Here is a 15,853-nt window from a genome sequence, read left to right on the forward strand (position 1 = left end):
TCAAATGTCCTCCTGCTGTGCCGCCCCATGAATCAGTTCGTATTTGATCTCTTCCTCATCCGGTGTTGCAGGATCCGGCGTTAGACCCGGAATATATTTGCATGCCTCGTATAATATGGACGATACCTTCCCATACCCGCAGGCACAATGATGTACATATGGTCCGGTCACCAGTTTATGTTCCCATGCCTTCCAGTCCGGAACTTCCAGCCACACATAGGTACCCAGCGTATGCGGACCGTCCACCGCCTTTCCTTCCCCCAGAAAGAGGGAATATTTTCCATTGTCTCCGTCGAATCTGCAAACGGTAATATCACCTTTCTTCAGTTCCCAATTACCGGTGCCCGGCTTATGTGTGGGGAACACAAAATGTTTGTCTGCAATGGCTTCCTCCGGTTTCTTTGCCAGAGAAGGCGGGAAATTCCCGCAATGCCATAAAAGCTCGGCATTCTCATTATACGGGTGTCTCACTGTCAGATCTGCAAAAAAGATCGGGGAGGTTTGCAGAAGCGCTTCCTGTATCATGATGGCTGATATGGCTCCATGGATATCTGTTTCACAGACAGCCGGAATACCTTCCTCGCAGAGAAGGCCGTTGGAAAGGCATGGCATGATCCCGATCTCTTCCTGCATCTGTGTCCAGCACTGTATGCAGACCGCATTACATCCAAGCCGTGAGCAGTACTGCCTGATAACGCTGTTCAAGGCCGCCATGGTCTCTAAGCCGTCCGTCTTCTCAAATACCGAACAGTCAATCTTCCGGAGCTTTTCAACCGCTTCATTATAACGGTCGCTTTTCATCTCTTTCTCCTGTTTGACCTGGCTGATCAGTTCAGACATGCTGACCGGTACCACCTCTATCCCGAATTTTTCCAGAAGCTCCCCCTCATTGACGATCATCGTCCAAAAAGAGGAAGGCCTGGTGGATATCTGCAGAATTCGGGTACTGCGAAATGCCTTTACTACCGCGCACACCGACAGAAAATCTGATATTCCCTTGTCAAACTGCGGATCTTGCATTGTTACGTTCACAAGATAGGTAAATGGTACATGAAACCTCCGCAGCACTTTACCTGTAGCAAACAGGCCGCATTGGGTATCCCGGCTTCTGACACCATTTTCCAGCGGCGCATCATCCCGGGGCCCCCAGATCAATACCGGTTTTCCAACCTGTTTGGCCACTCTGGCAACGAGATATTCCGTACCAAAATTGGTGTGCGGGAAAAACACGCCATCCACACCAGCCTGAACAAATTTTTTTACGATCTCCTCCACATGAGCTTCCTCGAACAGCAGCCCCTCCTCGTTGATATCCTCAATATCAATCACTTTGACATCAAAATCCTTTAATTTATCTAATACCAGGTTCTTATAACGAATAGCTTCTTCCCGTGAAAATACTTCTCTTCTGGTTGATGCCACTCCCAACACGATTTTGTTTTTGTTCATAGTAATCCCCTTTCTTTTCCAATTTCCTGTTTTGCTTACTGTTTATTACTTTTCCCAGTTCACGCCGGCATGGTTTGGATAAATTTCTTATATTCCAGTTCCCAATCCTTTAGCGTATCCGGATCGAATATCCTTACATCCTGAGTATTTCTTATGATTGCCCTGCCTTCCTCTATATCTTTGATCTCTTTGGACGCCATAAGCTGAAGCAATACATTTCCCATGGCTGTGGCCTCGGCCGGACCCGATATGACACGCGTTTTACATATATCGGCCGTCAGCTGGCATAACAGGCCGCTCTTAGAACCGCCTCCTACCACATAGATACACGAATAATGATTACCGGTACATTCACTAATACGTTCGATCGCCAGCCGGTACTTCATAGCCAAACTTTCATAGATGCATCGGATAAATTCTCCAGGCGTCCCGGGCACGGACTGATTAGTCCGGGCACAATATTCCCTCACATTTTCCGGCATATCTCCCACTCCGGTGAAACATTCGTGATCTGTATCTATAAAACATCCGGCAGACACTGCTTTTGTACCCATTTCCTCCAATTGTTCATAACTGAAACAAGAACCTTCTTTTTCCCATTGTCTTCGGCATTCCTGCAGTACCCACAGTCCCGTAATATTGGTCGCAAATGTAACCTTTTCCTTATATCCGCGCTCGTTCGTCATGTTATATAGCTCCGCCTTCCGGGAGATAACCGGAGCATCCAGTTCTGTACCTATAAAAGACCAGGTCCCGCAACTAATAAAAATAAATTCCTTTTCCCCGGCAGGTACTGCGAGAACCGCGCTCTGAGAATCATGGGAAGCTACCGCCATCACTGTAATTTCATCCACACCCAGTTCTTTTTGTACCATTGGACTCAACTTTCCGGCTATACTTCCGGACGGTATAATTGGCGGGAAAAGCCTGGCCGGGATCCCCAATTTGTCCAAGATCCTTTCCGACCACATACCCGTATGTGTGTTTACCAATTGCGTCGTCATAGCTGCGGAGTATTCCGCATGTATGTTATTCGTCAGCATATATTCCAAAAGATCAGGAATCATCAACAATGTTTCTGCATTTTCCAGGAAATCCGGCCGTTCCAGCACGAGAGACAGCAGCTGATAGACCGTATTGTTCTCCAGAAACTGGATTCCCGTCGTCTTATACAAAGAGACGGAATTCCCCAGCAATCCATCGCCAGCCTCTTTCATCCCTCCTGTTCTGCTGTCACGGTAATGTATTGGGTTTTCCAGAAGTCTGCCCTGCTTATCCAGCAGCCCAAAGTCCAGTCCCCATGTATCAATTCCAAGACTTACAATTGTACCTTCTGACTGAGCCATCCGAATGCCATTCTTAATCTCATGAAAGAGGCTGAGAATATCCCAGTAAAGAACGCCTCTTACTTCTACCGGCGTGTTCTGGAATCTGTGAATTTCTTTCAGCCTGATACTGCCTTGATCAAACAACCCCAGCACAGCACGCCCGGAGGAGGCCCCAATGTCAAAAGCCAGTACACCTTTGTTCTTCAATCCTTCCACCTCATCTATCCATTCTTTTTTATACACTTTGCAACAGAGCGATCATATGCTTTGCCTGAACCTTCATCACATCTGCGGCGCACTGCGCAATCTCATGATAATACAGGGGGCCTTCTGCGTTTCTTATTTTATTTTCTATCGGCAGCGACGCTGAAGTTGCCACTCCTGTAAAGTAGTTAAATTTTCTTACTCCTCCCTTTACAGCCCTTTTTATCTGTTCTTCCTCTACACCGGTAGTCCCGTGCATAACCAGTGGGATCCCAGAAGCTTCTTTGATTTTCCTGAGTCTTTCAAAGTCCAGCACCGGTTTTTCTATGTAGAAACCGTGTACGGTTCCGAAGGATGCCGTGAGCATGTCTATCTTCGTCTCACGGCAGAATCTTCCCGCTATGTCCGGATCCGTAAAGTAGTCTTCTATGCGGTCGATTTTTTTACCGTACTCTGTGCAGCCTCCCATCCCTACTATATTGCTGGGCATTGTTCCCACCTCTGCCTCCACACTGATTCCGATCTCATGTGCGGATTCTGTAAACGCCTTAACCCTTTGAATATTTTCTTCCAGCGGAAGATGTGCACAATCATACATGATGGAATTGAATCCATAGCGGATTGCTTTTAAAATATAAGAATACTGGGTTCCGTGGTCCAGATGCAAAACCACCGGAATCTTAGCCTTCTCTGCAAAAGCAGCCAGCAGCGGACCAAACACGTCAATTGGCGCATACTTTTCATGCACCTGCGCATGGCTTAGTATAACAGGCGCTCCTAATTCCTCCGCTGCACTTAATACCGCCTGAATCCCTTCCAGCGTTGTTGCGTTTATACCCGCAACCGCATAATTGTTGCGCTGCGCATCTTCCATTAATTCTCTTGGATTAACAATCAATCTGCCTTCCTCCTGTCCATTTGATAGTACGGAGTATAGCAAGCTCAAAAAACTATGAAAAGTCTATATTTAGTGGATAAAGTGTAAGAACCATGATTATCATCCAAAATCCGGCTAATTTCCACCTGCGTTCTATATATTCCACTCACTTACCGCTCAAACACATTGGTTCATAAGTTCAGTATCAATTCTTATGAAGGTTCCGGTACTGGGATGGGGTCACCCCGTAGATACGTTTATATGCTTTGTAAAAAGTATTCAGATTATAGTATCCCACCTGGTCCGCTATATCTTTGATCAGCATGTCCGTATTTACCAAAAGATGCCCCGCCTCTTTCATCCTCATCTTTTCTATATAAAATGAAATATTCTCTCCGGTTCCCTGCTTAAATACGATGGAAAGATAATTCTCCGTAAATTTCATCTCATCTGCAAGAAACTGGAGACTGAATTCCGGATTATGGTAATTTTCTTCAATGCGCTGCAATATACTTTGACATAACTGTTCCTGTTTTTCATTTTTTCGGTTATTAAAGCGGATGCTATAGTAGTTTATAATCCGGAAAAACATCATTTCGTCCACTTGATCAAACTGGGTATTATTGATCAGCTCTATCATCCGTTCCACGTATTCATCCGTGGAGTTCTCCTGTAAGGAAACCTGTCTGCTGAAACGCAGAAATGTAGTACATAAGCTCCGGATAAAATATTTCTTTTCCCTCTTTTCCAGGTGCCGCTGCACATAATTTTCTTCAAATAGCTGATGAATCAGTTCTCTGCTCTCTTCAATCTTTCCCGCAGAAATAAAATTCATAATCCGCTGTTCCTCAACAATTGGATAATAATAACTCTGATATTTTTCCTGAACATCTTTATACCATACGATCGATCTCTCACACTGGATTTCCCCTATACTTTCATTCTCCATAATATGGAGGGCATTTTGGTAAGAAATATAAATCCTGTCACAAATATCCATAGATTTTCCTACCGTACACAGAGTTTGCAGATGATCCTCCTCCAATATAATCTTCTGGATCTGCCGGATTTTCTCTTCTACGATATCCCTGCACTCCTCTGTGTTCATGCAAAAGATAACTGCAAACTTGTCAAAGTCCGTCTTATACGCATACATATTCTCATCTAATACAGCGCAAACCTTGTTCATACTATAGAAGGGAACTCCGCTTTTACATTCCCCTTCCTTCTCTATAATGTCGAACTCCATCAGCCTCAAAAGAGCAACTATATAGCATTCCGATGCAAATATAAACGGAACATGATCCTTGGCGGAGCATATCTCGACTTCTGATATATAGATTCCGTTCAGCAGTTTCACGAAAAAGTTCCGTATCAATGCATCCTGATATTCCTGCCTCTCCTGAACCAGCTTCGTATTCTCATCAAGCATGTTGTCAAATACGTCTTCCAGGAATTGATATTGGTCGCCATCCCGGGTAACCCCTTTGGATTTTCGGTTGCTGATACGCTCAACCAGCAGGTTAATCGGTCTGGTCAACCGATAGGTAAACAAAAATGCAGTCAGTATGAAAACCGTCAGCAAAATACCATACGTAAGAAAAAGAAGCTGTTTGACATGCAAAGAATTCTTCAGCAAAACTGAGTCCATCACGGTCCAATAATAAGTAATTCCCAGATAATCCGACTGGGTACTAAATGTATGACTTCCATTCTGGCGGTCATCTTTTGCAATCCATTCTGTCATCTGCTCTTTTGTTACTTTTTTTCCGCCCAATTCCTCAGAAACTGCATAGCCCAAAATCTCACCATGCTGATCCAGTACATAGGCATAACTGCCTGGATAATAACGGTCTGTTTCCAATAACTCAAAGATTTTTTCCTTTTCAATCTTCGAGATCAGAAACGCATTATTCTTCATCATACTTTCAGGAATCTTCTGAATTAGCGTAAAGGCCCCGGTAGCGTTTCCGTTTTCCGAATCCGCTATCAGCACAGGGTCCTTTAATTCCCGGATATTTTCTTTCCATTTCTGATACTTTGTCGATGCTGAAATATCCTTTGCATTATAGTAAATTTCCGGATTGACGCCGACACTTTTGGTTCCTATAAATAATTCCAGATTCTTAAAATATATGGATAATTCCCGAAATGCAGTCAGATTGTGAGTGAGCGTCCCGAATTGCCTGCGGCATTTTTCCATTTCAATAAGATCATTTGGCGTATACGGTTTTTCCAAAATCTCCAATCGGCTGATTTCCGTACTATTGTAAAGCCAGTAAAGAATATTCGAGGTCTGAAGGATCTGCTCGTCAAGAAATTGCTTCTGTTTTGTGATGGTATCATCAGCCTCCTGGAATGCTTTTTTCTCCTCCTCCATAATATTTTTGCTAAAAAACATGCCGAAAATACCGAAGAAGACAGTAATCAGAATCAGATAAGTCATCAAAAACTTTAAAAAAATTTTACGATCAATAAATTGCCTTTTCATACCCCGCCTCCAAGCCGCTTCACTATAGACTAATTTCCATATATAAAATCAAACTTTCATTCTCTAAGACGACAAGCCGCACGCTGGTAATCACAGGCGCGCTTGAAAGTGCTCCTGTTAATTACCCTCGTGCGGTTATATCAGATTGTTATTTGGCGCTGTCCACCCGTGCCTGCATAATATCTATTACCTGCTGCAAACCGATTTTTTCCAGTTCCGACAGATAGTTTTCCCATGTTGCATCATCTTCTATATCCAATACCCCGGTAATAAACTTTACCCTGCTTTCGTTCATATAGGAATTCAGTACACTGTTTACTGTACTCATCGCTTTCGCATCATCTTCCGTGTAAAGATAAGGGGGCATTGTATTATTAATCTCAGGCACATAAGGCATATACAGCTCTATGCTTTTTTCATATAGATAGCGCTCTGACTCTCTGGGATCCTCGGAGCGTTCCACCCGGGGAACCAGGTCGCTGATATCATACAGTATATTCTGATAGTGGCAATTTTGCTGCTCACCATATTTGAGGATCGGACGGATTATCGCCTCTTCTCCATTCAGCCCGAGAGTCCCCTCCGGCGGAGCGACCCAATCGACATTCTCCTCCCCGTATCTTGCTCTGAGTGAAATATCTTCACTGTAAAAATAATCCAGCCATTTAAAAGCAGCTTCGGGGTTCTTACAAGAGGAACTTACTACGGCCAGATTCTTTCCTTTAAAATCATTATAAGGGCCGTAAGCTGCCAGTTGAACTCCTTCCGGTCCGGTCAAAGGCGCGATGCAGTCATATTCTTTCGACCTTTCTCCCTCCATAATCGTAACGGTAGCTATCGCTCCCACCGGAAAAGCCCCCACAACCGCAGTGTCTGATTCGATCAATTGCTTTAACTGAGAGTTGTCTTGGGTGTAACTCGTAGCATCGATCAGTCCTTCATCAACCAGGCCATTGATATATTTTAAAGCTTCACGGAATTCAGGCTGGGCAAAAGATGCAATCACTTTGCCTTCGTCATCAATATTATATGGAGATACCGGATTATACTGGATAAATGAATTGATCAAAAACGTTTCCGGATCTGTGTTCCATCCATCTCCTCCGTTGTAATCATTAATACATCCAACCAGAGGAATTTCGTCGGCCTGCTGATTACCATTGGGATCCTTTTCCTTGAAATCAATAAGCATATCCCTGAATTCGTCTGTGGTAGTCGGCACCTCCCGGCCTACAGCTTCCAGCCATTGGGTATTGACCCACATTTTATTGGAAACTTTACTGTGCAGGAAATCAGATAAAGTTGGAAAACCATATATATTCCCGTCCGGTGCGGTCAAAAGATCCTCTGCATAGCTCAGCCTGGAAAGAGAATTTTTAAAATTTCCAAGCTGTGTATCCAGATAAGGATTCATAGGCAGAAATACGTTCTGACTGCTGTACTGAGTAATCATATCATTCGTGATACACCCAAAAAAAATGTCCGGAAGATCTTTTCCGCTTGCCAGCAGCAGACTGATTTTCTGTCCAATATCATTGGACGGTATGACTTCCCAGTTAATCTTTATGTTTGTCTTTTCTTCCATATATTTGGTAAGTTTATTATCTACATAATCAGTCACTGCAGGATTCTGAGCAACCATTACCGTCAATTCAATCGGTTCATCTACAATAGGCAAAACTCCCTGTTCCGACACAGAAACCGCCTCTGTCTGCGCCGTTCCCTCTTTCTGTTCACTGACTTCCTCGTTTTTTGTGCCACACCCCGTTATAAGCGATAGCGTCACAACACCTGCCACCAGCAGGGATATTGATTTTTTTAACAACATTTGACCCTCTCCTTTTGTCATTCATGTTCCGTAAGTAGTTACATTGTTCCCGCGGTTGAACATCTTAAGTATAAATTTTCAGATCACGGACTGTCAAAGTGATATCCCCTAAATCAGACAGAAGTTATGAAAATTCAACCTGTTGAAGATCAAATTCCATCATTGGCATTAAATATAAACTATCCTCCGGTATGTATGAATGCTACCATAAAATCATCAAAAGAAGGAGAGCGATCAGCATGATTAATAAGACTAAGACATTACCTTTAAAAAGAGTCAAAGAACCATTTAAGAAAAATTTCAAAAGAAATTACCAACTCTATATTCTGCTTTTGCTGCCCGTTGCCTGGCTGCTTCTATTTAAATACGGGCCGATGTATGGATTACTAATCGCCTTTAAGGATTATGAGATCAGCAAAGGTATACTGGGAAGCGACTGGGTTGGCTTCGCCAACTTTGACAAATTTTTTCATAACTACATGTTTGGCAAAGTAATCCGAAACACACTCACCGTCAGTTTTTACCAGCTTATCGCCAGCTTTCCATTTCCCATTATTCTGGCTCTGGCTCTTAACTCTACCCGGAAAAAAAAGTTTGGTAAAACCGTCCAGACACTTACTTATATGCCTTACTTTATCTCAGTGGTGGTATTGTGCAGTATCGTAATCCAATTTCTGTCACCGAGAATGGGTATTATTAATGAAATGATCCGTTTTTTTGGGGGAACCCCGAAAGATTTTATGGCTGATCCCAATATGTTTCCTCATATCTATGTATGGTCCGGTATATGGCAGTCCTGTGGTTGGGGAACCATAGTTTATCTGGCCGCCCTTTCCGGCGTCGATGAATCTCTGCACGAGGCTGCCATGATCGATGGGGCTACGAGATTCCAGAGAGTCCGGTATATAGACTTTCGCTGCATACTGCCAACCGCGTCGATCATGTTAATATTAAATGCGGGTCAGATCATGAACATAGGTTTTGAAAAAGCTTTTCTTCTTCAAAACCAATTAAACAAAGACACCTCGGAAATTATATCTACCTTCACTTATAATGTAGGATTTGCCACGGCTGTTACAGATTTCTCAATGGCTACGGCGATTGGATTATTTAATTCCGTAATTAACCTGATTTTGATACTAACAGTAAACAAAATTTCCAAAAAGCTCAGCGACACAAGTCTATTTTAACAAAGGGGGATTTCATATAATGAAGGCGAAAAAAATTAACGTCTCCAGCAGAGATAAGATATTTTATTTCATTAACGATTTATTTTTGTTGATTGCACTCATCGTGGTGCTCTATCCTATTATTTATATCATAAGCTCTTCGTTTAGTTCGCCTAACGCAGTTTCCACCGGAAAAGTAGTTTTATTCCCCGTGGATTTCTCACTGGAAGGGTATAAGGCTGTCTTTCAACATGACGGGATACTAACCGGATATGCAAATACAATTTTTTATACATTAGCAGGTACCAGCGTGAATCTGATTATGACAGTTCTGGCTGCCTATCCGCTTTCCAGAAAAGATTTGAAAGGCAGAAAAGTGATCACATTTTTATTTACCTTTACCATGATTTTCAGCGGCGGATTGATTCCCTCCTATCTGCTCAACAGCAATTTATCTTTAATTAATACCAGATGGGTAATGTTTCTGCCGACTGCCATCAATATTTTTAATTTTACAATAGCGAAAAACTTCTTTGAAAACAATGTGCCGGAAGAATTATACGAAGCCAGCCAGTTAGACGGATGTAATTATTTTCGCTTTATAACCGGCGTTGTGCTTCCGCTGTCCAAATCGATTCTGGCCGTATTAGCGCTCTATTATGCGGTTGTACATTGGAATTCTTATTTCGAAGCTTTTCTATACCTGACCGACGAATCCAAATTTCCGCTTCAGATTTTCCTAAGAGAAATTTTAATCCTAAATTCTACCGAAAATATGGATCCTTCCGCGCTGGCGGCAAGGCAAGGGTTAGCCGACTTGCTGAAATATTCCCTTATCGTTGTATCCAGCGTACCGCTTATGGTGGTATATCCCTTTGTTGCAAAACATTTTAATAAAGGAGCTTTAACTGGTGCTGTTAAGGGCTAAAATACTTAGTTTCATTAGAGAGAAGGTAAAAATATGATAAATGAATTACTCTTTAATAAAATTATCACCGCAGAAAAGATCAATACTCATTCACACTTTAAACCTAAAAGTGTCAGCGAGGAAATAAGTCTGCGGTTTCTGATAGAGCGTTCTTACTTATCATGGCACCGGCTGCCTTTACTGTCTACACAGGAAGAACGTTCCTTCTATATCCTGAATGAGGGAAGCCGGTCATATTTTGTTTATCTAATGCGTGCGATTCAAGATATTTATAAAATCAATGACCCTTTAACAGCAGAAAATTGGGAGCTCTACGATTCAATAATTAGAAGAGAAGGAAATGTCCCGGGTATGCAGGAATCAATCCTGAAAAAATGTTGCCGCTATAAGACTTCTCTCCTGGACGCCTACTGGCTCCCCGGTTCTGATAATCAGAAACGGCAGTTATACACTCCCGTTTTTAGAATTGATCCTTATCTTTTTGCATATGATAAAAATATTACAAATCATGATCATCACAATACATGGACTCTGCACAACAAAGTATTTGCATGTTTACATGAATACATAGAATTCTTTAAAGATCTGATACGTAATCAAATCGCTTCCGGATGTGTTGCTCTCAAATGCGCAGTTGCTTACGACCGTCCCCTGATCGTGGATAATCCTACGTTTGATGAAGCATCCAAAGTGTTTGACAATAAAAACTATACAGAAAAGGATGTAAAAGCGTTTCAAGACTATATGATAAATCAGGCCTGCAGACTGGCCGCACAATTAGATGTCCCACTCCAATGGCATACTGGTCTGGGATGTCTGAAAGATACCCGCGCGCTAGAGCTCCTCTCATTAATACAAAGGCATCCTGCAACCAACTTTGTACTTTTTCATGGCAGCTATCCATGGACAGGAGATATTCCGGCACTGCTTCATAATTACCGCAATGTATATGCCGATATCTGCTGGATGCCGCTTTTATCTCCCACCAAAGCTAAAAGTACATTACATGAATTAATTGAAATAGCCCCTGCAGACCACATATTATGGGGTTGCGACACAAGTACGCCGGAGGAAAGCTATGGTGCCTGTATTGCTTTGGCTGAAATACTAAGCGAAGTATTACACGAAAAAATCATCAGTGGATATTTGGACTTTACGCGCTCGGATCTTCTGATTCATCAGATCTTAATGGGAAATGCTTTAAAATTATACCGGCTTTCCGATTTCACTTAGTGTATTCCAGCGCTAGCCGCCCGCGGTTCCAACCCCTAAGCCGCGGGCATACGAAGCCCCCGGGGAAACCCCTCAATGTATTTGTATACTAAACATTTTTTTGTATAGTAAACATTTTCATTGATTTTTTAATTATTTATGATATAATCATCTCATGATAAAAATTTCCAGGAGGTGGTCCGTATGGGGAAGATTACAGTAAGAGAGCTTGCTAAACTGGCAGGCGTATCTCCCTCCGCTATTTCAGTTGTATTAAACGACCGGCCCGGAGTCAGCGATGAGACACGAGAGAAAATTCTTTCTCTTTTAAAGCAATATAATTATACTTTAAAGCCGCGGAAGGAAAGTTCGGTTGCTAAGTTGCGTATCATCAAATATCGGGCGCAGCGGAACGGAGAGCGTGAATTATTTGAAGATTTCTTCAGTGCATTGATGGATGCTCTAGCCGATGAATGCCATAAGCAAAAGTTTACCACGATCATCACCAGCTGTAATGAGGATAATGTATACGATACCTTTACTGAAATACTAAACAATCCTACCGATGGGTTATTTCTCATCGGACATGAATTTGCCCACGAATGCCTAACCATACTAACGCCGCTCAAACTACAGGGTATTCCCATGGTGATTTTCGACAATGGATCTGCTTTCAAGGATATCAACAACTTTTCCATCGATAACGCGAATGTGGCTTTTAACGCAATTACTTATTTGTATGAACGAAACCATAGAGATGTGGGCTTTATCACAAGTTCTTCGCCTGATTATTCCATGTCAGAACGAAAAAAGGGATTCCTGGAAGCACTAAAATTTTATAATCTGGAATTTCAGCCATTTATCAAGCTCACGCCAACGATTGACGGCGCATACAGAGATATGAAAAAATATATCGGCGAGGGAAATCACATCCCGAAAGCCGTATTTGCCGGTAACGATATCATTGCCCTCGGTGCAATGCAGGCGTTACATGAGGCTGGGTTAAGGATTCCGGATGATGTGTCTATTATTGGTGTAGATGATATCGCTGTAAGTTCTATTTCCCTTCCTCCCCTAACTACGTTTCGTATGCCAATTGATTGTGTTGTCGATTTGATGATCTCCGTATTGAAGATGAATCTGACGAGCGCCTATCCTCATATTCACACTCAGATCGGAATGCATATTGTTGAGAGAGCAAGCGTAAAGGATCTGCGCCCGCTTGCAAAGTAAATTTTTCCTTTCCTCCACAAACATCATCTGGTCTTATCGTAGTTCATATAAGCGTTCACTTTAGGTTCGGAAGGGCAGCCCGGAACGAACTCGTTGGTCAGGAAGGCTTCTGCCAGTTCCTCACGTAGCTTGCTTCCAATGGTGAAGGCGCCCATACAGGCAATATTGGCATTATTGCTCAGGCGCGCCCTCTTCGCGGAGTAAATATCAGATAGCAGCGCTGCATAAGCCCCCTTTACCTTATTAGCCGCCAGACATACGCCGATACCCGTTCCACAGATCAGAATGCCTCTGTCACACTCGCCCGATGCCACTGCCTCAGCAACCTTAATCGCAACATTTGCATACACCGTATCCTCACTGCCAAAATCTATCAGCTCCCCCAGGCCTTTGCTTTTGATAAATTTCATCAGCTCTTCTTTTGCTGTCCGCGCATTGGGATCACATCCGATTGCGATTCTCATGATACCTTCCTCCGTTCTATTTCAAATCTCTCGTTCAACATCGTTCAAAACGTCCAAAGCCATTTTCACTTTTTCCTGCCATACTTGGCCCGGATCTATCTAAAATCAACCGAGTATGAAATCGTATAACGATCTCCCGGCTCCACATAAACCATATGTTCCTTTTTCATGATGTCCTTGTCTTCATTTACATTAGAAGGCAGTCCATTCCAGGGTTCGATGCAGATAAAAGGCGCCGGCTCAGCGCTGGACCACAGACACAAGTACGGATATTCCGAAAAGTCAACTTTAATTTCATAATTATTATGATCGCTCTTTAATTTCACCCAGTTGGATTTACCGTTTGCTTTCAAAATGACTGCTTCTTTGAACATGTCATGACTGAGCGGCAGAATATTTGTATCGATTATGTAGTCCTGTAGTTTTCGGATGCCAAATCCGTTCTTCCGAAGCACACGGGAAATTGTCTCGCTGCATTCAAATTCAAGATAATAGTCTTCCATCTTTTCTCCGTTAAGGAAAGGGCACCGGTAACCCGGATGATGTCCCACGGCGGCGGCAAGTCTGTTTTCTCCCTTATTCTTTATCACAAAGGTGACTTTCAGCGTGTGGCCAACCAGTTCATAAATCACGTAAAATTCGAACCGAAACGGATATACTTTCAGCGTCTCCTCATTATATTTCAGAACATAGCTGAGTCTGGTATATGTCTTTTCCTCTATTTCAAATTTCATGTCCCTGGCAAAACCGTGCGTATTCATATCATAGCGTTTTCCATCGTACTCATAAAATCCATCTTCAAGCCCGCCTACGATAGGGAACAGAATAGGCGCCTGTTCCTGCCACTGTGGAGCGGTTTTCTGCCACAAATACTCTCTTCCATCCTGTTCAATACTAATCACTTCCGCCCCCTGCTGCGTAGCGCTTAAAGTGATATATCCGTTACTGATTGTTTCACAAATCATTTTTACCCCCTCTTTCGCAATTCCTATTGAAGTACCTAATTCCTATTGAAGTACCTGTATGATTCCATCCGCCATAGCGTTCAAAATGATAAAGCAGGAAGCCGCTCCTGCGTCCAGAACCCCTCTGGACCGTTCTCCAAGCCTCGACGAGCGGCCATATTTGGCGGCCATATCTTTCGTACTGTCCCTTCCCGCCCGCGCTGCTTCCTTCATATCGGCCAAAGCGTCCCGGAATGATTTTCCCATCTCCCGCGCTTTATCAAGCGCTTGAATTGCAGGGTACAGGGTATCTACCAAAGTTTTATCCCCGGGTCTGGCTTCCACAATTTCGTAGAGTCCTTCCAAGCCTTTCTTTAACATCTCTGTGAAAAGCGGCAGATCGATATTCTCCGCATCTTCCCCAATTTCCGCCATACTTGTCAGGATGGTTCCGTAAATCGGACCCATGGAACCGCCTATTTTATTAAAAAGCACCATTCCCAGCTGATCCAAGCCATCCGTAAAACTGGTATTCCCCGTACCCAGATATTCTTCATACAGGGTAAAACCTTTATTCATGTTCATTCCATGATCTCCGTCACCGATCAATCCGTCAATCTCGCCCAGGTATTCTTTATTCGTCTGGATCGCCCGTATCATTTCAAGCAGGATTCCTCTTCCATCTGCATTCTTAAATGTACTCATATTATTCACCAACCTGTTTTAAGCCCATCGAATAACAATCCATATCAACCAGCTCACGAAGTTCCTCGTCCAGTTTCATTACCGTCAAAGTGATCCCCATCATGTCAAGCGATGTAAAATAATTGCCCACATAACTCCTATGGATATGGATTTGTTTCTCACCTAAGAGTTTACGAACTTCATCGTAGAATATGTACTGTTCCATTAGCGGTGTTGCTCCAAGGCCTGAGACCAGTACAACCACGTCATCCCCCGCCGTAAAAGGATAATCCGGCAGTACAATATCGACCATACGCTCTGCAATTTCTTTTGCGGTACCCAGTTTACACACTTCAATGCCCGGTTCCCCGTGATGTCCGATCCCAAGCTCCATCGTGCCGTCCGCAATCTGAAAATTCGGATGGCCCACTGCCGGAAGTGTACATGGGGTCAGTCCCACGCCCACACTTCTTGTATGGTCGATCGCTTTTTGGGCGGCGGCAACCACCTCATCCAAACCATATCCCTGCGCAGCTTTTGCGCCCCCGCACTTCCACATAAGGATTTCACCGGCGACTCCGCGGCGTTTTTCTCTTTGGTCTGCGGGAGCGCTTGCTACGTCGTCATTGGCGACAACGGTTTTTACGGCAATGCCTTCTCTCTTAGCCATTTTAACCGCCATTTTGACATTCATATTGTCGCCGGAATAGTTTCCATACAGACACGCTACTCCCCCGCCGCCGTCTGCCGCACGGAACGCTTCGAGAAAAGCGAGCGCAGTAGGCGAAGAACAGATTTCGCCAACCGCAGCCGCGTCACACAGATTCTTTCCAACATATCCGATGAATGCGGGCTTATGGCCCGATCCGCCTCCGGTCACAACACCTACTTTTCCCTTTCTTGGAGCATCCACTGCCGCTATGATTCCGCGGACATTCTCTTCACTTGTTATGACCCTTTTTATAATATCGGAATGACATGCAACAAAACCATTCAGCATTTCATCCACGACACGATCAGGATCGTTCAGAATTCTCTGCAT

At 43.4% G+C, this 15,853-nt stretch carries 13 protein-coding genes; 4 read left to right on the forward strand and 9 right to left on the reverse strand.

Features of this window, described 5'->3' with window-relative positions:
- The 5 genes from KTH89_RS03955 to KTH89_RS03975 all read right to left on the reverse strand — a co-directional run bounded on the left by KTH89_RS03955 (position 1) and on the right by KTH89_RS03975 (position 8,177).
- Positions 1-1,449 (reverse strand): L-fucose/L-arabinose isomerase family protein, encoded by a 1,449-nt coding sequence (locus tag KTH89_RS03955; protein ID WP_158342310.1) that lies wholly within the window; start codon positions 1,447-1,449, stop codon positions 1-3.
- A 59-nt stretch (positions 1,450-1,508) separates the two neighbouring features.
- The gene (locus KTH89_RS03960) at positions 1,509-2,984 is read right to left on the reverse strand and encodes a rhamnulokinase (protein ID WP_158342311.1); all 1,476 of its coding nucleotides are present in this window, start codon (positions 2,982-2,984) and stop codon (positions 1,509-1,511) included.
- A 28-nt stretch (positions 2,985-3,012) separates the two neighbouring features.
- Complete coding sequence (locus KTH89_RS03965) at positions 3,013-3,879, reverse strand: class II fructose-bisphosphate aldolase (protein ID WP_158342312.1); 867 nt, start codon at positions 3,877-3,879, stop codon at positions 3,013-3,015.
- 184 nt (positions 3,880-4,063) lie between these two features.
- A complete protein-coding gene (locus KTH89_RS03970; RefSeq protein WP_158342313.1) occupies positions 4,064-6,349 on the reverse strand; it encodes a helix-turn-helix domain-containing protein in 2,286 nt (761 codons plus the stop codon).
- Positions 6,350-6,497: 148 nt separating this feature from the next.
- The gene (locus KTH89_RS03975; protein WP_238720701.1) at positions 6,498-8,177 is read right to left on the reverse strand and encodes an extracellular solute-binding protein; all 1,680 of its coding nucleotides are present in this window, start codon (positions 8,175-8,177) and stop codon (positions 6,498-6,500) included.
- A gap of 239 nt (positions 8,178-8,416) precedes the next feature.
- Between KTH89_RS03975 and KTH89_RS03980 the strand changes: the two genes are divergently transcribed.
- From KTH89_RS03980 to KTH89_RS03995, 4 genes are all read left to right on the forward strand, one after another.
- Positions 8,417-9,367 (forward strand): ABC transporter permease, encoded by a 951-nt coding sequence (locus KTH89_RS03980; RefSeq protein ID WP_158342315.1) that lies wholly within the window; start codon positions 8,417-8,419, stop codon positions 9,365-9,367.
- Between the two features lie 19 nt (positions 9,368-9,386).
- Positions 9,387-10,274, forward strand: a complete 888-nt coding sequence (locus KTH89_RS03985; protein ID WP_158342316.1) for a carbohydrate ABC transporter permease — start codon at positions 9,387-9,389, stop codon at positions 10,272-10,274.
- A 33-nt stretch (positions 10,275-10,307) separates the two neighbouring features.
- A complete protein-coding gene (locus KTH89_RS03990) occupies positions 10,308-11,507 on the forward strand; it encodes an amidohydrolase family protein (RefSeq protein WP_158342317.1) in 1,200 nt (399 codons plus the stop codon).
- 183 nt (positions 11,508-11,690) lie between these two features.
- Complete coding sequence (locus KTH89_RS03995) at positions 11,691-12,719, forward strand: LacI family DNA-binding transcriptional regulator (protein ID WP_158342318.1); 1,029 nt, start codon at positions 11,691-11,693, stop codon at positions 12,717-12,719.
- 23 nt (positions 12,720-12,742) lie between these two features.
- Here KTH89_RS03995 and KTH89_RS04000 read toward each other — a convergent pair whose 3' ends face one another.
- The 4 genes from KTH89_RS04000 to KTH89_RS04015 all read right to left on the reverse strand — a co-directional run bounded on the left by KTH89_RS04000 (position 12,743) and on the right by KTH89_RS04015 (position 15,853).
- The gene (locus tag KTH89_RS04000) at positions 12,743-13,183 is read right to left on the reverse strand and encodes an RpiB/LacA/LacB family sugar-phosphate isomerase (RefSeq protein WP_158342319.1); all 441 of its coding nucleotides are present in this window, start codon (positions 13,181-13,183) and stop codon (positions 12,743-12,745) included.
- A 95-nt stretch (positions 13,184-13,278) separates the two neighbouring features.
- Positions 13,279-14,148 (reverse strand): aldose 1-epimerase family protein, encoded by an 870-nt coding sequence (locus KTH89_RS04005; protein WP_158342320.1) that lies wholly within the window; start codon positions 14,146-14,148, stop codon positions 13,279-13,281.
- Positions 14,149-14,190: 42 nt separating this feature from the next.
- Positions 14,191-14,832, reverse strand: coding sequence for a dihydroxyacetone kinase subunit DhaL (dhaL, locus tag KTH89_RS04010; RefSeq protein WP_158342321.1), 642 nt, complete (start codon positions 14,830-14,832; stop codon positions 14,191-14,193).
- Between the two features lies 1 nt (position 14,833).
- Positions 14,834-15,853 (reverse strand): dihydroxyacetone kinase subunit DhaK, encoded by a 1,020-nt coding sequence (locus KTH89_RS04015; RefSeq protein ID WP_238720702.1) that lies wholly within the window; start codon positions 15,851-15,853, stop codon positions 14,834-14,836.

Source organism: Diplocloster agilis, assembly GCF_019042275.1.
GTDB classification, from domain to species: Bacteria; Bacillota; Clostridia; order Lachnospirales; family Lachnospiraceae; genus Diplocloster; species Diplocloster agilis.

Coding starts and splice junctions, on each gene's coding strand:
- KTH89_RS03990 (WP_158342317.1), top strand. CDS start 10,308: ATGATAAATGAATTACTCTTTAATAAAATTATCACCGCAGAAAAGATC.
- KTH89_RS04015 (WP_238720702.1), bottom strand. CDS start 15,853: ATGCAGAGAATTCTGAACGATCCTGATCGTGTCGTGGATGAAATGCTG.
- KTH89_RS03975 (WP_238720701.1), bottom strand. CDS start 8,177: ATGTTGTTAAAAAAATCAATATCCCTGCTGGTGGCAGGTGTTGTGACG.
- KTH89_RS03980 (WP_158342315.1), top strand. CDS start 8,417: ATGATTAATAAGACTAAGACATTACCTTTAAAAAGAGTCAAAGAACCA.
- KTH89_RS03955 (WP_158342310.1), bottom strand. CDS start 1,449: ATGAACAAAAACAAAATCGTGTTGGGAGTGGCATCAACCAGAAGAGAA.
- KTH89_RS04005 (WP_158342320.1), bottom strand. CDS start 14,148: ATGATTTGTGAAACAATCAGTAACGGATATATCACTTTAAGCGCTACG.
- dhaL (WP_158342321.1), bottom strand. CDS start 14,832: ATGAGTACATTTAAGAATGCAGATGGAAGAGGAATCCTGCTTGAAATG.
- KTH89_RS03970 (WP_158342313.1), bottom strand. CDS start 6,349: ATGAAAAGGCAATTTATTGATCGTAAAATTTTTTTAAAGTTTTTGATG.
- KTH89_RS03985 (WP_158342316.1), top strand. CDS start 9,387: ATGAAGGCGAAAAAAATTAACGTCTCCAGCAGAGATAAGATATTTTAT.
- KTH89_RS03995 (WP_158342318.1), top strand. CDS start 11,691: ATGGGGAAGATTACAGTAAGAGAGCTTGCTAAACTGGCAGGCGTATCT.
- KTH89_RS04000 (WP_158342319.1), bottom strand. CDS start 13,183: ATGAGAATCGCAATCGGATGTGATCCCAATGCGCGGACAGCAAAAGAA.